This window comes from Marinobacter sp. KM021, assembly GCF_050707965.1.
Taxonomy (GTDB): Bacteria; Pseudomonadota; Gammaproteobacteria; order Pseudomonadales; family Oleiphilaceae; genus Marinobacter; species Marinobacter shengliensis.
This window is the reverse complement of sequence record NZ_CP136129.1, coordinates 4,076,611-4,097,618: the sequence shown is the minus strand read 5'-3', so window position 1 is coordinate 4,097,618 and position 21,008 is coordinate 4,076,611. Positions and strand designations below refer to the sequence as shown.

Annotated in this window: 23 protein-coding genes; 10 read left to right on the top strand and 13 right to left on the bottom strand. The window is 52.4% G+C overall.

Going from position 1 to position 21,008, the window contains the following annotated elements; genetic code table 11:
* Positions 1-7: 7 nt before the first annotated feature.
* Positions 8-1,560 (bottom strand): IS3 family transposase gene (locus tag RVM24_RS19125; protein ID WP_431474595.1). Its coding sequence is split into 2 segments (ribosomal slippage): positions 8-1,092 and positions 1,092-1,560, totalling 1,554 coding nucleotides; the frame shifts between segments, so codons are not numbered across the junction.
* A gap of 179 nt (positions 1,561-1,739) precedes the next feature.
* Here RVM24_RS19125 and RVM24_RS19120 point away from each other — a divergent pair.
* From RVM24_RS19120 to RVM24_RS19105, 4 genes are all read left to right on the top strand, one after another.
* Complete coding sequence (locus RVM24_RS19120; protein WP_431474594.1) at positions 1,740-3,623, top strand: sigma-54-dependent Fis family transcriptional regulator; 1,884 nt, start codon at positions 1,740-1,742, stop codon at positions 3,621-3,623.
* A 441-nt stretch (positions 3,624-4,064) separates the two neighbouring features.
* Positions 4,065-4,637, top strand: coding sequence for an HNH endonuclease family protein (locus RVM24_RS19115; protein ID WP_431474593.1), 573 nt, complete (start codon positions 4,065-4,067; stop codon positions 4,635-4,637).
* Between the two features lie 152 nt (positions 4,638-4,789).
* A complete protein-coding gene (locus tag RVM24_RS19110) occupies positions 4,790-5,029 on the top strand; it encodes a hypothetical protein (protein WP_431474592.1) in 240 nt (79 codons plus the stop codon).
* Complete coding sequence (locus RVM24_RS19105; RefSeq protein WP_291825418.1) at positions 5,029-5,406, top strand: antitoxin Xre-like helix-turn-helix domain-containing protein; 378 nt, start codon at positions 5,029-5,031, stop codon at positions 5,404-5,406. The genes RVM24_RS19110 and RVM24_RS19105 overlap by 1 nt, the downstream gene beginning before the upstream one ends.
* Here the strand turns inward: RVM24_RS19105 and RVM24_RS19100 are convergent.
* The gene (locus tag RVM24_RS19100; protein ID WP_431475419.1) at positions 5,363-6,076 is read right to left on the bottom strand and encodes a metallophosphoesterase family protein; all 714 of its coding nucleotides are present in this window, start codon (positions 6,074-6,076) and stop codon (positions 5,363-5,365) included. The genes RVM24_RS19105 and RVM24_RS19100 overlap by 44 nt on opposite strands.
* A gap of 197 nt (positions 6,077-6,273) precedes the next feature.
* Complete coding sequence (locus RVM24_RS19095; protein WP_431474591.1) at positions 6,274-6,792, bottom strand: hypothetical protein; 519 nt, start codon at positions 6,790-6,792, stop codon at positions 6,274-6,276.
* Positions 6,793-6,912: 120 nt separating this feature from the next.
* Here RVM24_RS19095 and RVM24_RS19090 point away from each other — a divergent pair, with 120 nt between their 5' ends.
* Genes RVM24_RS19090 through RVM24_RS19070 form a run of 5 tightly spaced genes read left to right on the top strand, consistent with a single transcriptional unit; the run spans position 6,913 to position 9,581 of the window.
* Positions 6,913-7,614 (top strand): metallophosphoesterase, encoded by a 702-nt coding sequence (locus tag RVM24_RS19090; RefSeq protein ID WP_431474590.1) that lies wholly within the window; start codon positions 6,913-6,915, stop codon positions 7,612-7,614.
* A complete protein-coding gene (locus RVM24_RS19085) occupies positions 7,607-8,212 on the top strand; it encodes an exonuclease domain-containing protein (protein ID WP_431474589.1) in 606 nt (201 codons plus the stop codon). Before RVM24_RS19090 ends, RVM24_RS19085 begins: the two co-directional genes overlap by 8 nt.
* On the top strand, positions 8,209-8,841 hold the full coding sequence (locus RVM24_RS19080) for a metallophosphatase domain-containing protein (RefSeq protein ID WP_431474588.1): 633 nt from the start codon (positions 8,209-8,211) through the stop codon (positions 8,839-8,841). Before RVM24_RS19085 ends, RVM24_RS19080 begins: the two co-directional genes overlap by 4 nt.
* A gap of 2 nt (positions 8,842-8,843) precedes the next feature.
* Entirely contained in the window at positions 8,844-9,110 is a 267-nt protein-coding gene (locus RVM24_RS19075; protein ID WP_431474587.1) for a hypothetical protein, read from the top strand.
* 3 nt (positions 9,111-9,113) lie between these two features.
* A complete protein-coding gene (locus RVM24_RS19070) occupies positions 9,114-9,581 on the top strand; it encodes a nucleotidyltransferase family protein (protein ID WP_431474586.1) in 468 nt (155 codons plus the stop codon).
* Positions 9,582-9,919: 338 nt separating this feature from the next.
* Here the strand turns inward: RVM24_RS19070 and RVM24_RS19065 are convergent, their stop codons facing one another.
* From RVM24_RS19065 to RVM24_RS19050, 4 genes are all read right to left on the bottom strand, one after another.
* A complete protein-coding gene (locus RVM24_RS19065; RefSeq protein WP_431474585.1) occupies positions 9,920-10,243 on the bottom strand; it encodes a HipA N-terminal domain-containing protein in 324 nt (107 codons plus the stop codon).
* Positions 10,244-10,633: 390 nt separating this feature from the next.
* Positions 10,634-10,759 (bottom strand): hypothetical protein, encoded by a 126-nt coding sequence (locus tag RVM24_RS19060; protein WP_431474584.1) that lies wholly within the window; start codon positions 10,757-10,759, stop codon positions 10,634-10,636.
* On the bottom strand, positions 10,756-12,156 hold the full coding sequence (locus RVM24_RS19055) for a DEAD/DEAH box helicase (RefSeq protein ID WP_431474583.1): 1,401 nt from the start codon (positions 12,154-12,156) through the stop codon (positions 10,756-10,758). Before RVM24_RS19055 ends, RVM24_RS19060 begins: the two co-directional genes overlap by 4 nt.
* Complete coding sequence (locus RVM24_RS19050) at positions 12,153-12,704, bottom strand: hypothetical protein (protein WP_431474582.1); 552 nt, start codon at positions 12,702-12,704, stop codon at positions 12,153-12,155. Before RVM24_RS19050 ends, RVM24_RS19055 begins: the two co-directional genes overlap by 4 nt.
* Positions 12,705-12,819: 115 nt before the next feature.
* Here RVM24_RS19050 and RVM24_RS19045 point away from each other — a divergent pair, with 115 nt between their 5' ends.
* Positions 12,820-13,011 (top strand): helix-turn-helix domain-containing protein, encoded by a 192-nt coding sequence (locus tag RVM24_RS19045; RefSeq protein ID WP_431474581.1) that lies wholly within the window; start codon positions 12,820-12,822, stop codon positions 13,009-13,011.
* Positions 13,012-13,023: 12 nt separating this feature from the next.
* On the opposite strand, the gene RVM24_RS19040 is transcribed toward RVM24_RS19045, so the two are convergent.
* From RVM24_RS19040 to RVM24_RS19015, 6 genes are all read right to left on the bottom strand, one after another.
* A complete protein-coding gene (locus tag RVM24_RS19040) occupies positions 13,024-14,238 on the bottom strand; it encodes an IS256 family transposase (RefSeq protein ID WP_431475389.1) in 1,215 nt (404 codons plus the stop codon).
* A gap of 269 nt (positions 14,239-14,507) precedes the next feature.
* Positions 14,508-16,007 (bottom strand): hypothetical protein, encoded by a 1,500-nt coding sequence (locus RVM24_RS19035; protein ID WP_431474580.1) that lies wholly within the window; start codon positions 16,005-16,007, stop codon positions 14,508-14,510.
* Positions 15,994-16,626: a hypothetical protein gene (locus RVM24_RS19030; protein ID WP_431474579.1), complete on the bottom strand. Its 633-nt coding sequence runs from the start codon at positions 16,624-16,626 to the stop codon at positions 15,994-15,996. The genes RVM24_RS19035 and RVM24_RS19030 overlap by 14 nt, the downstream gene beginning before the upstream one ends.
* Entirely contained in the window at positions 16,619-17,053 is a 435-nt protein-coding gene (locus RVM24_RS19025) for a hypothetical protein (RefSeq protein WP_431474578.1), read from the bottom strand. The genes RVM24_RS19030 and RVM24_RS19025 overlap by 8 nt, the downstream gene beginning before the upstream one ends.
* Before the next feature lie 67 nt (positions 17,054-17,120).
* Positions 17,121-18,797, bottom strand: coding sequence for a hypothetical protein (locus tag RVM24_RS19020; protein WP_431474577.1), 1,677 nt, complete (start codon positions 18,795-18,797; stop codon positions 17,121-17,123).
* Complete coding sequence (locus RVM24_RS19015; protein WP_431474576.1) at positions 18,781-21,006, bottom strand: hypothetical protein; 2,226 nt, start codon at positions 21,004-21,006, stop codon at positions 18,781-18,783. The genes RVM24_RS19020 and RVM24_RS19015 overlap by 17 nt, the downstream gene beginning before the upstream one ends.
* Positions 21,007-21,008 lie beyond the last annotated feature (2 nt).

The following is a 21,008-nucleotide window of genomic DNA, read 5'->3' as shown; positions in this document are numbered from 1 at the left end:
TCTCTGTTTAAGCGACGTCTTTCTCTACCACTCGTTTTTCCGGGTTCAACGTGGTTGAGCCGACGGGCTCACAATTCCTGATGGGGCGACGGCCCCATCGGCCTGGAGTTCTCTTTTTTGCCTGCTCCAGAACCCGCTGACGCTGGGCGAGGATAGCGGCGTCCTCACCACTGTGGCGCTCATGCGGTGTTACGAACCGCAGCTTGCTGTGCTTGTGTTCATGGTTGTACCAGTTGACGAAGCGGTCGACCCAGCGCCGGGCTTCCTCCAGGCTGTTAAATCCCGATGAAGGCCATCCCGGGCGGTATTTCAGAGTCCGGAACAGGGACTCCGAGAACGCGTTGTCGTTGCTGACCCGCGGTCGGCTGTAAGACGGCAGGACACCCAGTTCCTCCAGCTTTGCTTTCATCGTCTGCGCCTTCATCGGGGCTCCGTTATCCGAGTGCAGCACCAGAGGCCGGTGGAGGCACTGCTCTCGCAGCAGGCAACGTTGCAACAGCCCGGCAGCGTAGTCGCCGCTCTCAGCCTCGTAGACTTCGTAACCCACGATCTTGCGACTGTATACGTCTTCAAACATGTACAAGTAATAGAACTGCCCACGCACGGTTGAAGCGCAGTAGGTAATGTCCCAGCACCACACCTCACACGGGCCGGAGGCATGATGCGTGGTCGCTTCCCGGGATCGCTGCGGTGCAAGGCTTTGTCCCCGATGGTTCAACTGGTTGTGGGCTTTGAGTATCCGGTAGAACGACGACTCCGAGGCCAGGTACAGCCCCTCGTCCATCAGCGATGGCACGATTTGGGACGGCGGCAGGCTTTCATAACGAGCCGAATTACAGGTCGACAGAATTTGCTGGCGCTCTGCTTCACTGAGTTTGTTTGCCGGCCTGGGGCGCACAGCTTCCGGGCGCCTATCGGGCTGAACCTCGCCTTCACGGAACCAGCGGCGATAGGTGCGCAAGCCAATGCCAGCTTCTCCACAGGCCTTGAACAGCCGGGCCCCGGCGTTCATGGCTTCCTGAATCAGGTCAATCATTACCCTGCGCTCAGGGACCGAGGTTAGTCGTCCTCGTTGTCGTTTTCCCAGAGCGCATCCAGCTTTTTTCGCAGCACCAGCAGTGCAGCGGTTTCGGCCAGAGCCTTTTCCTTATGGCGTAATTCGCGCTCCAGTTTCTTGATCTGTTTCTGGTCTGCCTGACTCTTCTTGCGCAGTTGCTTTTCCCGCTCGGCACTGCGCTGGAAGCCTTGCAGGGACTCTTCTTTCCAGCGCCGGACTTGCTCAGGGTAAAGCCCTTTCTCCCGGCAATACTGGCTGAGTTCTTCTTCGGACAGCGCAGCTGTCTCAATCACGGTTGCCAGCTTTGCTTCTGCTGACCACTGGTCTGACTTAGCTTTGGAACCGGGCACCGGGCGTCCTTCATCTCTGGCTTGTGTCCGCCAATTGTAAAGGGTTTGATCCGAAATGCCTTCTTCCCGCGCCAGAGCGGCTACGCTCATACTGTGGGGCGGCGACAACTTCGCCAGCACGGCGGCTTTACGTTCTTCGGAATAACGAGGCACTATCAACACCTGAACCGCCCAACTGGTTAAAAATTAAGTAGTGCCAACTATCCTGCCAGAGGGGGTTACTTATGCGGCTTTATAGCATCTATGTTTTAGTTTTTGGAAAAAAATGGATCGTTTCAATACACTAAAATTGGATGGTTGAATAAAAAAAATACAGAGTGGTGGGTGTCCTTATGCATAAAAAGATCGTTGATCTGAACACTCAGGTCCAGCAAGCCCGTGAGTTGTTTGACGAAGGGCGTGTTGTACCATCCCAGTGGGTGCGGGATGAGGTTTTGCGCTCTTGGCTAAGATGCAGAAAACATGGCGTGTCCCCCTCTGATCAGCTCTTACTTGAGGCCGCGCAATTCGACCAGATTTCTCATATCCGCAATCAACATCAGCGTCTCATGACATTTGCGGAGCCTGAAATGCATCGGTTGTTTCGTGCAATCAGTTCTGCAGGTTGGGTTTTGGCGTGTGTGGAAAGAGAAGGCCACAGCATTAAATATTTCGGCAATGACAGTCCCTGCTACGAATTGCTGGGAGCCGCTTTGAATCCTGGTATGGACCTTTCAGAGGATATAGCTGGAACCAATGCCCCCGGTTGCGCTTTGATAGAAGGCAGGCCGTCGCTTGTGTGTGGAAGTGAGCATTTCTTGCATTCTCTCCGCGATCTATCCTGCGTGGCAGTGCCCATTTTTGACCCTGCAGGGACGCTGGTCGGGGCTTTGAATGCTTCGAAACCTTATGATGGCCGACCGGTCGGGATTCTTGAGGCAGTTACGCTCGCAACTCGGTCTGTTGAGAATCGAATGGTCGACGATTTGCGTGGCGCCTTAGTCCTCGCGCTTCACTATCGCCCGGAGCTTACGCAGTCACCTATGCGTGGTTTGATACATTTCGGCGAGGATGGTGAAGTTTTAGGTGCAAACCCCTCGGCCAGGCAGATGCTGGATATCGATTCTCTCGAGAAGATGCAGAGTCATGTCTGTTTCAAAGACTTATTCTCATGCCGCGCTGCCGAGATTGAGGGATCACAACAAAGCCCTCTTGAGGTTGAATGTCACAATGGGGCAAGGCTTTTTCTTAAAGTTGAAAGTCTTCGCAAAGGGCCTTTGAGCGTCAACTCGATGCCACAGCAAAGACGGCCGGACATCGTTCAGTCTTTTTACGTGGGCGAGCCTACAAAACCACTTTTCGACAAGGCGCATCGGGCTTTTCAGTTTGGAGTTCCGGTTCTGGTGACTGGGGAAACCGGAACGGGCAAAGAGGTTTTAGCACGGTCGTTACATGCCAATGGGCCCTCTTCAAAAGGCGCGTTTGTTGCCGTGAACTGCTCGGCTATTCCTGCCGGGTTGATCGAATCAGAGTTGTTTGGCTACGCAGACGGTGCATTTACCGGTGCCAGACGTGGTGGCGCCAGGGGGAAGTTTGAGGAGGCGAACGGCGGTACGCTCTTCCTGGATGAAATAGGCGATATGCCATTGGAATTTCAAGCACGTTTGCTACGTGTTTTGCAGGAACGCACTGTCACAAGACTTGGAGAAGAGAAGCCTCGGCCCGTCTCGTTTTCTCTGGTCTGTGCGACACATCGGAACCTTGATGAGCTTATGGAAAGCGGAGACTTTCGGAGCGATCTTTATTACCGGATCAATGGCCTCAGGGTGCAGCTCCCTGCTCTGCGGGAGCGTGAAGACCTCGACGCTTTGATTGATCACTTGCTGGCATCAATTTCACAGGAAGATTCCCCGTCGATTCTGACATCCGAGGCTCGTAATCTCTTAAGGCACCATTCGTGGAGAGGTAATATCAGAGAGCTCCAGCAGGCACTGAATCTTGGTCAGGCGCTGTCTACTCAGGGAATTATCGATGTTGAACACTTGCCCGAAGACATCAAGGTCCAAAATGACACTGCGGAGGTGGACCTTGGCGAGGGCGGCACACTCGCCGCTGCAGAGCGCGAGGCGGTGCGATGTGTGCTTGAGAAACACAATCACAACGTCAGTGCCGCAGCTCGAGAATTAGGGATAACACGAGCCACTCTCTATCGAAAAATAAAACATTTTGGTCTCTGAGGTAATTCATGGAGTAGCCCGGATTTCTCATGAGAGGATAAAACGCGCCGCTCTTTTCAGCGAGCAAGCGCCCGGGCATTACAGTTTGTCAGGTGCATCCGGCTTCCAGTTGTGGGCCATTAGCTTGGCTGTGCCGGTCGCTGTCCGCCTATTCTAAATGTCCGCTTTGCGACCTCAGCGTGCCTTGTTTCCGAATAGCGGACCGGGTAAACCCCTATTTGAAAAAGGACCGCTTTTATCAGAAAGCGGCCAATTCTGCTCACCTATGACTCCATAGTTTGGCCAAAGCGGCCAATCTATGGTCGGAATACCAGAACATTGCTGGTCCTTAAATACCTCGGGTGAATCGCCGCTTGCGGCGAGAGGGCAGAGCCCTTGGATACCGAGAATAGGTTAAATTGATGAGTCGATCAGTCAACAAAAATGTTTTGGAGGAATGTTTTGGAGACGCTAATTGTTTCTGCGGGGAAACGTTCTAGAACTGTCATCGTTGACACCTGGATTTCTAAATCAATCACGGCTCCAACTCAAGCATACAAGGGTGTCCAGTCACTCACTCACTTCCAGTCAACAAAAAAGTTCAGTGATAACCAGAACAGTCGGGCCGAAGCTCTGGTAGCCAGCTCCACCACCCAGGTTCGCTTTGCGACGGATCGTGGCTGTCGCGTGGTAACTGGTCGCTGGGTGAGCTCTTTTACCGGCAACGTCATCCAAAATGCCTCCGACATCGACATTGACCACGTGGTGCCGCTTGCCTGGTCCTGGGATCGCGGAGCTCGCCAGTGGTCCGGAGAGAGGCGATTGCGGTTTGCTAACGATCCTGTGAACTTGCTGCCGGTCGAGGCGAGCCTGAATCGGAGCAAGGGCGCTAAAGGGCCGGACGAATGGCTGCCGCCGGCGGGTCAGTGCGGCTATGTGGCCCGGTTCGTTCGGGTGGTGAAGCTGTATGATCTCAAGCCCTCGACAGCGGAGTCGGCCTGGTTTCAAGAGTTTCTCGAGGAGTGTCGCCGTTAAGTCGGTCGCTGTGGTTTGCCGCTTAGTACCAATTAGTAATTTGCGTTACTAATTGGTACTAATCTTGGAATCGTGCCAACAATGAGTGGCGTTACCGGATAAATTTGCTCATTCTTGTCTAGCTGAGTGATGAATGTGGAGCACCCCCGACCATGACAACAAAGCGCCCAATCGAAAAAGAACTCCTGGACGGCCTCGATGCCCATACCGCCCATGCCGATGAGCTGGCTGAGCCGTTGCCTCAGGAGCTTACTCCTCTGGAGCGCCTGAAAGGTTCTGTCAAACGCTATGACCGGCCGACCGACCCGGTTTGGGATGAGTATTTCGACTCGGAAGGCGTCAGTGACGACTTTATGGAGGATCGAGATCAGCCCAAGCAAGGGCAATCATAATGGCCCTCGATGACGAAGAAGCCAAAGGGCATGTTGCGCTCAAAGGATTCTTTGGTATCTGCAGTGAGTGGGACTGCACACAGGAAGAAATGATGCAGATGCTCGGCGGTGTATCCCAGAGCACGCTGACCGAGTATCAGAAATTGCCCCACATTAAGCTCCCACCGGATACCCTGGAGCGCATCAGCTACATCCTGGGCATCTACAGATCCTTGAGAGCCATGTACCCAACGGCCGAACGCGCCAATCGCCGGATGCGCCTGGAAACCTGTGATGCTCCTTTCGCTGGAACGTCTGCCTTGGACTTTCTGGCGCGAGGTTCCATGAGGCATCTTATGGAAGCTCGACGCTACTTTGATGCAAAGCGTACGGGGTAACCAGATAACGAGCACGAGAATAATACTTCCCATGCATCACTGGCCTTGGGGCTCTATGCATTCCTCCTCTCGCGACGACTAAAACCGTTTTGGCGCAGCGTTCAGGAACCTGATAGTACCTGGACAGTAGCCGGCGAGAATCACCCGGAAACGTCCTGATTTTTCGGTCGGCTGGAATTAGTCGATGTCTCCGATTATTTTCCCCTGGTCCGAGAGAAAGCGTGACGTCGGGATCACCTCTTCGAAGCCGCTGTTCGTCCTCGGGCCCCTGGTGCAATAAAAGAAGTTCCGGGTGCTGAGCCGTCACGCGCTCCATGACGGTCAGAAAATCTTCTGACGTCCGCCTCTGGTGGCGGCAAGGATCGCCAACGATACCACTGACACCGCCTATTCGGAGGCCGGAGGCGTCGTGAACCTGGCCATCGAGGATCACCGTATTGCCAGGCAACGAGTCACCGTTTGCCAGGTTGTCGTGGTTGCCATGAACTCCGATGACGTGAGGGACGAAGTCTGAAAATGCGGCATACACGTCGTCCACAGGCCCGGTGCCGCCCCGCTTGTGGCAGTCCGGATAATCGTAGAGGTCGCCACAAAGCAACACCGCTTGAGGCGCGGGGATTGATTTTTCTGTTACCAGAGCGGCAAGATTCTCTGCCACCGCTACGCCCATCAGGCGATTGGCAGGCGCATGTTCCCGGCCTTGTAAGTCTGACGTAAGAACCAGTGCTTTAACGTCAGCGGGTAACCCGGACGCAAAAGCCCGATGAAACGGTAGTTGCTGAAATACCGCTTTACCGGAAGGCCCGCTGGTCCGATAGGGCAAGGTATAGAAAGGGTGACGTTCAACTCGCGTGATTCTGAGCATCGCTACGCCTGTTGAGACACAAGCCAGCGTTCCACCTGTTCACAAACTGCGTCGTTTTCAGAGGGGCCAACCATGTGTTTGTCCTTGATGGTCAAAGCCTCCTCAATCTGTTTCTCAAACGGGGCGTTTGGATAGCAGAGCGCTGCGCCTTTGAGCCGTGCTAAAGCATCGCCCTGTTTTATCGACGTTAGCCTGTCCCGAACCCATTCTTCGGCTTCATCCCGGCTACGGAAGCGGGGTTGCGTTCGCATGAACAATTCTGAAGGAATGGGGATAGTGCGACCATCCCGACAGTAGGCCACAATTTCCCCGGACATCTCGGGCAGGTAGGCGGTACCGCTCTGCAAGGCCTCCAGCGCCCCGCGAAAATCCGGAAAGGGAGCCGGAAAACGATCCCGCAAATCAAAGGCGCGAAACGCAAAGATCTGCTGTGTGGTGGGAGTGGCCAGTTCGTCTGCATGGGCACCATACGCATCCAGACCGTGAAGCAGTTCGGCTTCGGATAATGGTTCTGTTGTCATGGCCTGGTTCCTCCTGTGGGGGCGCTTGATAACTCTGGCATTTTTAGATCGACATTGCTAGTCTGAAATCTACATCTTGTTGATATAGAAAGGCAATATGCCTATATGTGGTGTTTGTTAATGAGCATGCGACTGACCCCGCACCGTTTTGTTGCTGCTAATCCGATCGGAGTGGACTGGGTCTGTGGTGACCTTCATGGTGAGTTTGAATCTCTGCAATCCTCTTTGTCGTGCGCCGGATTCAATAAAACGGTTGATCGCCTGTTTTTACTGGGGGATACCATTGATCGTGGTCCAGAATCCAGAGCGCTCCTGGAGTGGGTGTTAGCAACAGAGTGGGTACACAGCGTGATTGGCAACCATGAATTGATGTTTATTGCTGGAGCTGAAGATACCGGAAGCCGATACAAACATCGGGGAATGGGTGGTGACTGGGTTGCCAGCCTGGACGAGGCCTCGTATCAGAGCCTGGCAACCCGGTGCCGTTACCAGCTTCCGCTTACCATCACACTGGAATGCGAGAAAGGGTATCTTGGGCTGGTGCATGCCCAAAGCCCGTTTGACGACTGGCGCACTGTTCAGGGGAGCCCCTTCTCAGAGCGTTTTGCCATTGAATGCACCTGGCCCTGGAGCCGAGCTCAAAGGGCGGACCACACCATTTCGGGCATCTCGGCCGTGGTGTCAGGCCATATAGGAACCGCTGAGATCGTTCAGAAAGGCAATCAGCTCTGGATTGACACGCTGGCAAAGACGGGGCAGGTGCCGTTGATGCCGGTTCACCAAGTGTTGGACAGAGTGGCAAAGGTGCCTCGAAATGAATAACGGCAACTTATTGATCGTAGATCTCGAGGCCACTTGCTGGGATTCCCGGATAAACCCGGAGGGCGAGCCACAAAGTGTCCACAACATGGAAATTATTGAGTTCGGTTGCGCGTTGGCAACACGGCAAGGCGTCTTGCTGGATAGCCGGTCATTTCTGGTACGCCCTGCTGAGAATCCACTGCTCAGTGATTTCTGCACGGAATTGACGGGTATCAGCCAGGCCATGGTGGATCAAGCTCCAGCCTATTCAAGTGTGATTCAGGCGCTAGACGAGTGGTTGGGGGCCCCATCGCAAGACTTCATCTGGTGCAGCTGGGGCAACTACGATCGCCTGCATATCAAAGCTCAAGGTGAACGTGTGGGCGTGGCACCGATATTCATGGGGTTTCCGCATCTGAACCTGAAGCGGATTTGGCGCAGAACGACCGGACAAAAGAAAGAGAACGGTCTGGTCCACGCCATGGCCTATCACCGCCTGAGCTTTGAAGGCCACCACCATCGCGGTGTCGACGATGCGCGCAATATGGTCCGACTGCTATCTCATATGGATTGGCGCCTGGAGCCAGAACTGTTAACACCACAGGAGTGGACATCATGAAACTGGTCTGTATCTCAGATACCCACAGCATGCACCGCCGCATCCCGGCAATTCCGGAGGGCGATGTACTGATCCACGCCGGTGATAGTCTGGGCCAGGGCACTCTGGAAAACATTGAAGAACTTAACGATTGGCTCGGTACGTTACCGCACCGCTATAAGATTGTGATTGCCGGCAATCACGACTGGGCCTTTCAGGAGACGCCAGATCTGGCCAGGCAAGCTTTGACCAACGCCATATACCTGGAAAACAGTGGCGTCGAGATTGGCGGCTTACGATTTTGGGGGTCGCCTTGGACACCCACCTTCATGGACTGGGCGTTCATGCTGGAGCGTGGTGAGCCGCTTTACAAAAATTGGCAGTGTATTCCGGACAACACCGATGTCCTCATTACTCACGGCCCGCCTCACGGTATCGGGGATGAGGTCAATGTAGGGTTCAAGTGCCAGAATGTTGGTTGCGTTGATTTGCTTGACCGACTTCAGCAACTCTCTCTCAAAGCACACATTTTTGGGCACATCCATGAGGGGTACGGACAGTACCAGCGAGGAAACACGAAGCTGATCAATGCCAGTACCTGCACGGCTCGCTATGAACCAAAAAATCAGCCTGTGGTGTTGGAGATATGAAAATGGTCGAACTTGACGGCGGAGTCTCGATGACAGCGAAAGAGCTGATAGCTCGTTTGACGTCACTGCCGCCGGAAACACCGGTGCTGGTTGAGGGCTACGAAACCGGCTTTGACGATATCGTTGATCTTACGACTGAGCAGGTTATCCGCTACCGGCATGCTCAGGAGTGGGATGGTGAATACCAAACGCTAGACAGGTTCACCCGTCCCGCAACCGGAGTGCAGCAAGCTGTGGTGATCCGGGGGCGCAGAGGACATCGAAGGTAGACTATGCCTAAGAAGAAGTACAACCTGAATGATCTGATCACCCAGTGTGAACCAAAAGCACCGATACCAGAGGAGCTTCGGTACTGGGATCAGGTTGCGTCCGTCGGCCTGGAACAGATCGTTATGGGTGACCAGGTGGATATTCGGGAGGCGGTATTCGTCTTTTTGGAAAGACTTGCTGATCGGTTCGATCCCCTTCAACTGATTCTGTTTGGCAGCCGAGCCCGTAGCGATTATCACGAGGAAAGTGATGCAGACGTGGCCGTTATCCTGAGTGGACAGCCGGAGGATTTCGTGGATACCAAGCTGGCGATGGCTGGCCTGGCATTTGATGTGCTCCTTGAAACAGGAGTTTTAATTCAGGCCCTGCCGGTCTGGGAGTGTCAATGGACCAATCCGGGTTGCTACTCCAACCCATCGTTGCTTCAGAATATTGCTCTGGAGGGTATTATGCTTTGGCGTGCTGGATGAGCTCGTTGAAAGCCTCCCATCCAAAGGCCGACTTGGCCACTCAGAACTTGAAAGGGAGTAGTTGACATTGCAGCTTGACACGCCCCCGTGTTTTTTCGGTTTTCTGTCGCTTTTTAGTGACAAATTCAGAAGGTCGGCGGTTGATTGTCGCTAATAGGGTGCATTGTGAAAAGTGTCGGCAAGAGTTTAAAGGAGCGTCCGCAAGTCACTCGGGCTGACGCAACAACAAGTAGCTGAATGCAGTCAGGCTGCCACGCAGCGAAATCAGTAAAATGGAAAACAATCAACTCCGGGCTCCATCAAACGCGTGGAGCGGTCAGGGGAGAAAACATGCTTGCCTAATCGATGGGTTCGATTGTGATCGCCCCTGCGAGATCTTTTCCATTATTGATTAATAGAAGAAAAGAATCATCAGGATCGATCCCTTGCTGGAAAGCCTGTACTCGTCGTAGCCAACCCTCCGAGCATAGACCACTAAAATATGCGGGCAAGCCATTTGATCTATAGGGTTCCGATCTCAGGGGTAAGCTAATACTGAGTGGCTTTCCGAGTGGCAGATACTGTTCATCATACTGAAAGATAACCTGGTTGCCCGAGCGTTCTAGGTGGCCAGCAACGAGGTCATGCATGTAAACGATTGCTTTGGTGCTAAAGCGACTCATCGAATCGATGTCCTCCTAGAAATGATTGTGTTTATGAGTTAATGCTGTGTGCAAGCCCAAAGTGATTCAGTTGTCAAAGCTTTGACCGACGTCCAACATACAATATATATACACATTTGGTAGGGACGGTTCCATTGCGTCGAAACGCCCCAGTTTAGGTTCCGACCTAAAACCGGGGTCATCGATCAATTGATGGTTGCGATTAGAGTTCAAGGGATCGGGCGGCATGTATAACTCGTGTGGGATTTTCTAAAACCCCGCTAGTTATTATTAAAGACTCACTTTTCATAGATATATTTGCGTCAATCGCACCACTCATCGTAGCGCTATAGAGCAAAAGTGTCGGTGGCGTTTGAAAGGCAGGTCGAAGCCAGGCCTCTCCCTGGCGTGTCACACCACTGTGCAGGTGTCGCGCTCGCCTGGCATCCCTGCCGGCGGTGAGTTCAGGTCGTTCTGACCAGCGAACTCGCGGGCATGATAGGTATTGACGGCAGTCATTTCTGAGTAAAGGGTCACACGATTCGATCCTCGAACAGCGACAGAATCTCACTCCAATAATGATTGCTCATAGAAAGCTCCGTTTTTTCCTTTTGCTCTGTGTGATCAGGTCCAGAAAGCCATGTGCCACTCACATCGATACTGCCGCCCCACTCTGAAGCCTCACCGTCTTTCGCTAGAGCCGCATACTCTGAGGCGGCATCCGAGTTTTGCTTTGACGATTTTGGTGAAAACGAAACCACGTTTTGCTCTGGAAGGTCGTCGCTAATTCTACGTGCGAACTCGGTCAGGCTCGATTCTGCAAGGACGTAGAGCCAACCTCCAACGTCAGGCGGTTCGTCCGCTTGGCGCCGAAGGATTCTACCGAGGACCTGCCGAAAATGGAGTTCTGTTCGAATTCTACTGAGATGGCAGCACACTTGGAGTCGAGGGATGTCGGTTCCTTCGCTGATCATTCCTACAGAGATGATCCATCGATCTGAGGAGGTCCTGAAGTTGTTGATTATCTGATGAGCTTCCGGGGTGCGGCAAGTGACAACAACAGGTTCCTCGCCTAGCGCTAAAAGCCTGTTCGCGATCTGCTCTGCATGTGCCACTGTCGCTGCTACGATCAACCCGGCCGCAGCAGGGATCTGCAGCCGAATCTCTGATAGTTTTTTCGATGCTTCAGAAAGCGTGTGGTCGATCACCTCCTCCCGAAAAAGAAAGTCGGGGTAAGAAATATGACCCTGCTTGATAGTGTCTCGGATACTGGAATAGGTTTTAAGGCCGAGTTCAGATGATTTCAGGCTGATTTCTCGGTTGTCAGTGAGCACGATTTTTGGGGCTCGACAAACGCCATCAGTAACCGCCCACGCCAGCCCGTATTCGTAATCACAATGGAGTTGGCCGTCGAGCTGCGTATATCGAGATAGTACGATTGGGGTGTCGTCAGTTCTCCAAGGCGTTCCCGATAGCGCCATTGTGAAGGAAGCTTTTCCTTGAATCCTATCGAGAATTGTTCGCCCCCAACTGTTGCCAATAGTGAGTTCTTCCCAACTGCTGCCGGAGCAGTGATGAATCTCGTCCAATACCACGAAGACTCTGTGTTCACTCAGCACTTGCCATAGCTCTCTGGGGAGGGTGTTCATCGACTGATAGGTGTAAGAGCCACCTGCTGCACCAATCTGGCCATTGAAGCTTCGCCCAAGGATTTGGCTAAATGTCGAGGCGACGCTTTGTGAAACTGCCCGAGAAGGGGAGAAGCATAATACGAAATCAATTTTATTACGTTCCAGAAGGGCTTTAGCCACAGACGCAACCATGACGGTTTTGCCCGCCCCTGGTGTTGCATGACATAGGAAGTGTGTTTGGTACTCAAACGCATCGATCGCTTGATCGATGCACTCGCTCTGCCAAACGCGCAAATGGATCATGCGGGAAACCCAATTTTCGTAATGACCGACTCTACAGCACGAAGTTGGCCCAGAAGCTTCGTGCTTCTCTCGCGAGACTCCAGATACTGCACCTTCACGGCGCTCCGAAGCGCCGGGTATTTTTGATAGAGGCGTTGGTATTCCTCCGCTTCACCAATACTGGCAATCAGTTCGACCTTCCGATTAGAGAGTTCCTCCTGCAGCGCCCGTTGTGTCTCAACATCCATCGACGATTCAACTTGCCCATCTGCCGTTTTAAATGGTGAAGGTTTGGCTTCCAGAGAAATGCTTTTTTGCTCTGAGCGGTAGATAAATTTGCAGCCGCGACCAGTAGATCCCTCGTGACGTTCGATTATCTTGGCTGATTCAAGTCGTAGAAGTTCTCTGTATATGTGCTTGCGGAGTTGGTTGCCGTTTGGCCGCTCATCTTGCGGAATTCGCGCGATATACATATCCCGAATTTCTGTGTTTGAGAAAGGGGTGTCTGACTGTTCTCGAAGGAGTTCGATCAGGATGTTGTCGACATACAGGGGCTGAGGCTTTTTCATAAGGCGGTCCGATTGGTCTCTAGGCCGATCTGGTCGACCCGGGAAAATGGGTAGTATATGCCGTGGCTCGTCATGCCTCAAGAAGCCATAGTCTTGCCCTTTGTGAGGGCGAGAAATGGGCTCACCGGTTTGTGAAGCGTTTGGCCGGAATCTGCGGGCGATTCGAAAATCAAAAGGATTTTCTCAGGAACGCCTTGCTCATGACTCGGGGATCGATAGGAGCTATGTAGGTAAGATTGAAAGAGGAGAGGTCAATATCACCATTGAAAAGATTTATCTGCTTGAGCCTGTAAATAAATCTGTGTAACTGCCCATCCCATTACAGGTGACCGTCCAGACGGTCACCGAATTCGATAATAAAGCGATTCAATGCCGGCTTCCAATCACGGATCGGCATCGTCCATTTCTTTGAGGCCTGCTGGATCGCCAGGAAGGCCACTTTCAGTGCCGAGTCATCGCTGGGGAACAGCTTACGGCGCTTGGTGGCTTTGCGGATGACGCTGTTCAGCGACTCAATGGCATTGGTGGTGTAGATCACTTTTCGGATGGCCGGAGGATACTCGAAGATGGTGATCAGGTTGTCCCAATGGCTGTGCCAGGATCGGGAGATCTGTGGGTACTGACCGTCCCAGCGTTCTCCGAAGGCCTCCAACGCCTGCCGGGCTTCGTGTTCCGAGGCAGACTGGTAGATCTGCTTCAGATCGGCCGTCACGGCCTTATAGTCCTTCCAGGACACGTAGCGCAGCGAGTTGCGAACCATGTGCACGATGCACAGCTGCACCTTGGTCTGAGGGTACTCAGCAGCAATAGCATCCGGGAAGCCCTTGAGGCCGTCCACGCAGGCGATCAGGATGTCCTCCAGACCACGGTTCTTCAGTTCCGTCAGTACCGACAACCAGAACTTCGCGCCTTCGGTCTCGGCCAGCCAGAGGCCTAGCAGCTCCTTCTGGCCTTCCATGTTGATGCCCAGGGCCAGGTATAGGGACTTGTTGATCACCCTCTTGTCCTGACGAATTTTCAGCACGATGCAGTCCAGATAGACGATGGGATAGATCGGATCCAGCGGACGGTTCTGCCACTCCTGAACCTGCTCGATCACCCGCTCCGTCACCTTGGACACCAGAGTGGCCGAGATGTCGGCGTCATACATCTCCTTGAAGGCGTCCACGATATCCCGGGTGCTCAGGCCCTTGGCGTATAGCGCCAGGATCTGGTCATCCATCTGGGTCAGGCGGGACTGGCCCTTGCGGACGAACTGAGGTTCGAAAGAGCCATCACGGTCACGGGGAGCCTCTATCGGCACATCTCCGTGCTGGCCCTTCAGGCGCTTGGCGGTATAGCCATTTCGACTGTTGCCGGTGCCACGGCCTTCAGGCGCATGCTTCTCGTATCCGAGATGCTCGTCCAGTTCGGCATTGAGGGCGGTCTCGACCGTCAGTTTGACCAGTTGCTGAGTGAGGGCTCCGAGATCTTTTTCAGACTTGATGTCCTTGGCCAGCTCGGCGGCCATAGCTTTGAGTTTTTCTTGGTCCACTTGTGTACCCACGATGGTATCCTTTTGAAAAGATTACTCAGTCGTGAGCAGTTACACAATTTGGTTTACAGCCTCATCTGCTTGCTGAGTGTCTCGATTGCCCGCCTGCGAAGCTACTGCCAGATCAGTCCCGCACAAAGGAATAACGCTGTCATCTTTATTGAACTGAAAAGTGTTGCTGGTCGGCCTTTCGCAATGAATTGGCAAAACTCCAAAACCGTTGCTACAGACTTCGATTTAGGGTGGACTTCCCACTACGAACATCAATCCTACTTAGCCAGCCTACCTCTAATGCCCTTATTAATGATGCCTCCCAGTCGGTCTACAACCAGATCAATTACCTGCTCCGGCATCATCTCGGATGTATTCTTGTGCCTCCACTCACGCCGTAGATGCCGCAGCTCATACCGAAGCTGGTCTGCAGCCAGCATTTGCTCTTCTGCCTGCCTCACCGGATCCCACACACCGTCCATCTCGTAAGCCAGGTCAATGTAATGCCATAAAGAGTCAATACTTTTGTGCCCAGTTTTTTCTTTTACCTTCTCCAAGACGATTCGATAATCCTGTTTGTTGAGTTCAGTCTTACCTTTCCCTAGTTCCTTTAAGTGTAAGCGAACCTCTAGGGTGATGAACCGATGCCTAAACATTGACAGGCACGATTGAGCTCCTTTGTATCCAGCCCTCAGACACAATTTCTCAAAATCCTTCTCCAGCGCCGTATTTGCTATGGCGTGACCATACTTACCAGGCTCAGTACTAAGTAACATGGCATCATGATCGGTCAATTCAGGATTTCGCTCCTGACAGGTTTCCAACCAGATACTGCGCGCACGCATATAGATACGCACACGAAGGGCTAAGTCGTTATTAATATGGAAGTGTCTGGGTGGAGGGTTGAGGCGTCGGCGCTTTAACGTTGGGAGCACCAAATAAGGCCGTTGCCCTTTGGTACTGCAAAGATTATCCGCAAGTGACATGGTAGCAAGTTCGCTTGGGCGCAACCCAGTGCGCTCCATCATCATCAGCATGAAGTCTCTTCGAGCAGTCATGTAAACTCTATACGCATCAAACAAGACATAATCTCTGCCAAAGCGGCGTCTGGCTGGCTCTGGATAGTTCTCAGCATCGTAAAGCTCTTCAACCACTGCCTCGATCTCTTCAATCATGGTATTGCTGATAGGCAGCTTGGGATCTTGCGTGTTTGTCGGCGGAAGGTAGCGGTGATCAAAGTAACTGCGATTACTATGCGGGTTTACCTTTTGCATAACCGTGATTGCTGCGCCTGACTTCCGGTCGCCAATCAGCGGGAATGGCTTCATATAAAGCGTATCCTGATACCAATGCAAAAAACGGAAGCACGACTGCATGATGGCACGCACGGTGTTGTTATTGCGCACACGCTGACTGACATCATTAACATAGGCATCTGTGCAAAGCTTGTTGATGAGACGAGCGACATCATTGTCACTGAGGTCACCAAAGTCACAAGCCCGCCGATCAGCGCGGCCATGGGTGCAGTAGCGCACGAGCTGGACCAACTTGTTGGCCTCGGTGATAACACTATCCCCAGTCCATCGATGCGCCTGATCCAGCAGGTAAGTGTTGATAGCCATACAGGGCTTATTGCTCGGCCATCGCACAAACGCTGCGACAGGAAGGGTTTGATAGTGAACACGGTGAGTGGTGTTGCCCCCTCCACTGAAGTATTGAGCGCTGTCAGGCAGTTTGACATCTGTCAGTTTAGAGACCAGCTGCTCAGACCTTCTCACGATCCGACAGCTCCTCAACATTGTCGTCACGCAGGTCACTGGAAGAAAACAACTCGCTATGTAGGGTATCCGCATTGTTCAGGATATTGAAGAGGCGCTGACGCGACGCGTCATTGAGGTGATTACTGTTCGAAAAGATCCGAACTTCACGAAACAGCTGAATATACGCCTTGCTCACAGCCAAAGCGTGTCGTTCGGCTTGCAGCAGCTTGTCTGAAATGGCGTCCTTACGCTGCTTGGCCCGTGCAGCACGCGCCGCTTTGGTTCGGTAACCCGTGGATTGTACACCAGCTGTAAATACCTGCTTGCGCAGCCAGTCCAGGTAGGCCCAGCCCGCTTCTCCTCCACCTCTTTCGTCCTCAGGAATCTGATAATCAGCCCCCCTGAGCACAAGGTCGGCGTACTTGAAGAGCGACATCCGCGCTATCGGCGTGATCTGATATTGCGGGTAGTTCAGCCTCGCTAAGGCAGTTTGCGTTTTGCAGCCATTAATAATCAGGGTTGGCGCTATCTGCGGGTTACTATATGCACTCTTAAGAGCCCGATAACGGTTATAAATATTACGCTTCAACGCCTCTTCACTCAGGCGAATCCTAGATTTCTCTCGCATGTCAATCATCTACCCGACTCCCTTGTCGAATGGCGATACAAACACGCTTCTGATTATCATACGTATGCACTGTGACAGGTTCCAGATGATAGTCTTTTTCAAATAGCTCTTGGACCAGACTATGCCACTCACGCTCTCTGACCAAGTTCAGCCGCCTAACGTTAAAATGCCGTAGTACGCGACGATAAAGCTCCGCCATGCCCACTTCTTCATCATCCATAATGACCTGGGTTTCATCGTATTTTGCGAGCAAATCGATGGCGCATTCCGATTCTAACTCACCGATCTTGTCACCTGGGAATTCACGCTCGATGTACGCATAAATATGTTCAACATCGGTGTGGCCCGCTATCCAACGAGCCGCATCCAACACGTCGTAGCGACCTGACCAGAACAACAACAGCAAAAACCATTTACGCATTTCATGGATACGCAAGTACCATCGCCGCCCGTAGTCGTCGGGAGCCAAATTCACGTAGTCGCAGAACCTATCCAGATAGTCGTTAAGAGCTTTCGGACCCACCTTTTTGCCCCCACCTAGTACTATTAGGTAAATAAAACAGTGACTCACGCAGGTGCGGATCTTCTTCTTTGTAAATCTTCACAAGTCCTCGGTTCAGCTTGCGCACCTGTTGAATGGCGCGGGCTGCAATCACCGGAATGGGTTTTCCGCCAGTGCGGGCACGCACTTCTGCTTTGGTGCGCTTGGCCAGCTCAGAATCCAGCCAATAATGGCCACCACGTGTACGCAGCAAACACACCCGAGGTAACGCCGTGACTTCCGTATCTCGAGAAGGCTTCATAAAACCTAGCAATACCGTGACCGCGCCCAACCAGATCTCCAAGGCCTCGTAAAGTGTGGGATCTGTTCTGCGATTCTCAAAGCTACGATCCTTGCTGCTCGTAAAGCGAGTGAACTCAAACCCCGCCACGCGCAAAGCGTCTGGCAGAGGGGTGCTGCGAAATATGGCTTTTTCGGCTACTCCAATATTGTTTAGATTGCCAGCGGACCATCGCTCCGAATCACGCTTTGCGTAAATCGTCAAATAGTAATCCACCAACGCATCACCATAGTGCACCACCCAGCGAAGGGCTTCATTTAAGTAGCGCAACCCAATATCTACTGGAATGAAGGGCGTGTGTCTCGTCGGCTTGGTCAGCCGGTTCGCTGCTCGCTGCGTATCCTTTAGCCTAAAACCCGATGGATCGGGCATCACGTCGGGTAAATGGCGAGATAGCTTGAGCAAATTGGCCATGTGAACATGGGCTGAATTAACGGCCCCCTCACTTCCTGCACCTTCCAGAACGTCCCGAAGCAGCGGAGTGCGATGCCTAGGGTATTCCGTTGAAGAATAGCCAGACAAAAGCAAGTTTGGATGTTGCCATCGTGGCTCAAACTGGCGCAGCACGGCATTGAGGCGAGGAAAATTCAGTTTCGGGGAGGAGGTGCTAATGCAGCCACCTAGCCACACCCTCGAGACCAAGCCACTGCCATTCTTAGAGTTTTTAATATCCGAGTAGCCATTGTTGACTGCCAGCCATCCAACCACCTCATCCCGCACTTCTTTTGGCCAATTGCCGGGCGCTGCGAGCAACCTAGACGGACAAGAACTACCAAACACGGCTTCATGAATCTCATTCAAACAACGTTCCACTATGTTTAACGCCTCACACCAACCTCCTCGTCCCAACGCAAAAAATAGTCGCCGGATGCCGTCATTGTCCAATAGCGAAAAAGAATGCCGTGCAGGATGGTAGCGTGCCGACTCAAGCACTAACCATTCGCAAAGGTGCAGCAAAAAAGCGTTGAAATCACGCCAAGAATTTAGGGCGGGTATGTCGCCAGCCATACCCTGGCGAAACAGAAACGACACGCGACGACAGGCGTCTAACAATGCTGCGTACTTAGGCTCAGTTAACCTGCAGCCATCCGGTAGTAGTAAATCCCAACAAACGTCTAAGGTGCCCCGCCACTCGCCATTCACTTGCCGAAGCCACTTTGTCCTGGTTTGCCAAGTAGGTGCGTTCCAATCATTCAGCAACCAGTCAGCATGATACTTTCCGGCAAACGGCTCAACTTGCTGACGGATATAGGCGATGTAGGGCGCAAGGGCAGGATCGATGCCGGCGGCAAGACAAAAGCTATCCTCCAAAGATCGCAAATCAACCACATCGCTCATGATTCTTCCCTTCAAAGGTTAGTGATTTTTTGTCTAACTGCACTGCCAGAGCCGCCACTTTCGGTTCAGCTTGCGCGAATTGCTGTCTCAGCAATTTCACGTTCAAAACACGACTGAGGTCTTTTCCGATTTGATCACTCTGGGCAGCAGACTGCAGCATGCCTGCCAACTCAATGAAATGGGCTGGGGTTAACCCTGTTTGACGATCTGCTTGTTGTTGCATCGCTGGTGAAAGCTGCGTTTTGGCCCACTCCCTGTATGCTAGCAACAGAGCTATACAGCTCGGATTCAGACGGACATGCAGTGATTCCTTCGGTGTTTTCTTCTGATTGTTAAGGTTTTCGCTTTCCGGCTCATCAATCCGATAACGCTCGCCAAATCTCGCCTGTAAACGATCCGCAATCGGGGAGCGACCGGGCGGTAATTCGTAAACGAGCTGCGCTAGAAAACGATGTAAATCCGCAAGACTGGGCATGTCGACAACTTCCAGCAGATAGTCTTCTTCTGCGGCAGCCAACACCACTAACGTATTTTGGAAACGACGAATGATGCGTTCATTCCATGCGGCAAGCAGAGTTTCGGGGATGTAGTGTTCGATCGAAACACGATAACTATTCCCTAGTCGTTGCTTTACTGCTTTTACAGAACCTTTATCGAACCATGCCAATACACCTTGAGTGGCCCGTACTTTGGAAAAATCCAACGTCCCCACACCGAGCCCGGCCTGCGTTAATTTTGGGTAAAAACGAACCAGACTAGCCTCAACCATTTCCCTCCGATTTAGCAAACTTGAAGGGATACTGCTGGGGTGCCCGAGTCCCTTATGTCTCATGTACCCCAGAAATAAGTAACGCCAATGGGGATTCCCCGATCGACGCAGAACGTCCCGAACAGGAGCCGTTGCCCGCAACAAATGGCGAACAACTCTTATCGACCGTTTGGAGAGAATGGCGCACTTTCGGCTACCTGCCCTAGGCTTGTCGACGCTAAAAATTTCAGCTGGATTAGTTGAATCCGTTATCAACAAATAAGACTTTCCATGCGCGTCCAGTAGCTTAGCGCCAGCTATGGCCTCAGGTGTCCAGTTTGCGTGCTCGCGAATCAATATTGTAATGGCCACAGCCATATCCAACATTGACAACAAACCGAAAAAACGCCAAAAAAAAGCGGCTGTAGGTATGACGTCAAATTGCTCGTTGCTCAATGCCGTTAGTCGCCTCAAAGGCTCTATCGGCGTTCGCCTTGGATGCTTAAAGCATGAAACACACACAGCGGGATGCGTTTGAATCGCCTTCAGATTAAAATCTTTTGCATCTTCAAGACCAAGCAAAAAATGCTGTAAGAAACGAAGTAGCCAGACATGGCCGCGAGGATTTAGTGGTGTACAAAGCGGCATTCTACGGCCCACTTTAGGATCATCGAAGGTTATTCCCGCTTTAGTATAGTAGCCATAAGCCCAGTCTCCCGCAGCCTCCTGCGCGTGCCACTCGACGTCACTGATCTGCCTTTTCAGCCGCCAGCCAGTTCGGTAATCCTTTATCAGCTTTAGCCAGTAGTCGTCTAACGCTGAAGCGAGCATGGCATCGCGTTCTCGTAATGTGGTCTCGATTTCGTCTAAATATTCGGCGTCTGCCCGCCAAAAAACCGGGCCAGCCAACGTTCGATCAAGCGGGGCTTTTTCAATGGCATGCTCTTCAGAAACAGCCATCGCAGGAGATTCGCCAATCAATTTCGGCTGCTGAGGATTGGAACTAGTTTGCTCTTTCGGCAGCTTAAGTTTCGGGAAAACTAGGCCAAACGGCAAAACATCTTCTTCTTGAAGGTACTCAAAAAAAGGTATAACGACTCTCTGCCACACTCCGCAACGCGTTGCCAGGGTCGCTTTCGAATCGTCCCTTACAAGCCACCACACAGCAAAATCGCAAACACACGCTTGCCAACTTGCCAGATCAAAAGCCACCGTCTTTTTTGAACTGTCTGCAATCCAGCTATTCAGAAACACACCCAAAGGGCGCAGAAAACAGCCCAGCCCATTTACCTGAGAACGAAAGGGACTCCCTATTAGTTTTCTTTTAAACGCTTCAATGATTCGTTCAACAACAGGATCGTTTACCTTACCAAGCTCATACAGCTCGCGGGTACTGGGCTTCGTGCTGCGAGGGTCTTTGAGATGAACGACCAACAACCCGTTTATGCGAACGAAATTCATGA

What these genes read in the sequence shown, in the direction of transcription:
- RVM24_RS19045 (WP_431474581.1), top strand. Translation starts at nt 12,820, where the DNA reads ATGGGCTCACCGGTTTGTGAAGCGTTTGGCCGGAATCTGCGGGCGATT.
- RVM24_RS19095 (WP_431474591.1), bottom strand. Translation starts at nt 6,792, where the DNA reads ATGACAACAGAACCATTATCCGAAGCCGAACTGCTTCACGGTCTGGAT.
- RVM24_RS19030 (WP_431474579.1), bottom strand. Translation starts at nt 16,626, where the DNA reads ATGATTGACATGCGAGAGAAATCTAGGATTCGCCTGAGTGAAGAGGCG.
- RVM24_RS19090 (WP_431474590.1), top strand. Translation starts at nt 6,913, where the DNA reads ATGAGCATGCGACTGACCCCGCACCGTTTTGTTGCTGCTAATCCGATC.
- RVM24_RS19065 (WP_431474585.1), bottom strand. Translation starts at nt 10,243, where the DNA reads ATGAGTCGCTTTAGCACCAAAGCAATCGTTTACATGCATGACCTCGTT.
- RVM24_RS19105 (WP_291825418.1), top strand. Translation starts at nt 5,029, where the DNA reads ATGGCCCTCGATGACGAAGAAGCCAAAGGGCATGTTGCGCTCAAAGGA.
- RVM24_RS19015 (WP_431474576.1), bottom strand. Translation starts at nt 21,006, where the DNA reads ATGAATTTCGTTCGCATAAACGGGTTGTTGGTCGTTCATCTCAAAGAC.
- RVM24_RS19055 (WP_431474583.1), bottom strand. Translation starts at nt 12,156, where the DNA reads ATGATCCATTTGCGCGTTTGGCAGAGCGAGTGCATCGATCAAGCGATC.
- RVM24_RS19075 (WP_431474587.1), top strand. Translation starts at nt 8,844, where the DNA reads ATGGTCGAACTTGACGGCGGAGTCTCGATGACAGCGAAAGAGCTGATA.
- RVM24_RS19020 (WP_431474577.1), bottom strand. Translation starts at nt 18,797, where the DNA reads ATGAGCGATGTGGTTGATTTGCGATCTTTGGAGGATAGCTTTTGTCTT.
- RVM24_RS19100 (WP_431475419.1), bottom strand. Translation starts at nt 6,076, where the DNA reads ATGGGCGTAGCGGTGGCAGAGAATCTTGCCGCTCTGGTAACAGAAAAA.
- RVM24_RS19085 (WP_431474589.1), top strand. Translation starts at nt 7,607, where the DNA reads ATGAATAACGGCAACTTATTGATCGTAGATCTCGAGGCCACTTGCTGG.
- RVM24_RS19120 (WP_431474594.1), top strand. Translation starts at nt 1,740, where the DNA reads ATGCATAAAAAGATCGTTGATCTGAACACTCAGGTCCAGCAAGCCCGT.
- RVM24_RS19050 (WP_431474582.1), bottom strand. Translation starts at nt 12,704, where the DNA reads ATGAAAAAGCCTCAGCCCCTGTATGTCGACAACATCCTGATCGAACTC.
- RVM24_RS19070 (WP_431474586.1), top strand. Translation starts at nt 9,114, where the DNA reads ATGCCTAAGAAGAAGTACAACCTGAATGATCTGATCACCCAGTGTGAA.
- RVM24_RS19080 (WP_431474588.1), top strand. Translation starts at nt 8,209, where the DNA reads ATGAAACTGGTCTGTATCTCAGATACCCACAGCATGCACCGCCGCATC.
- RVM24_RS19110 (WP_431474592.1), top strand. Translation starts at nt 4,790, where the DNA reads ATGACAACAAAGCGCCCAATCGAAAAAGAACTCCTGGACGGCCTCGAT.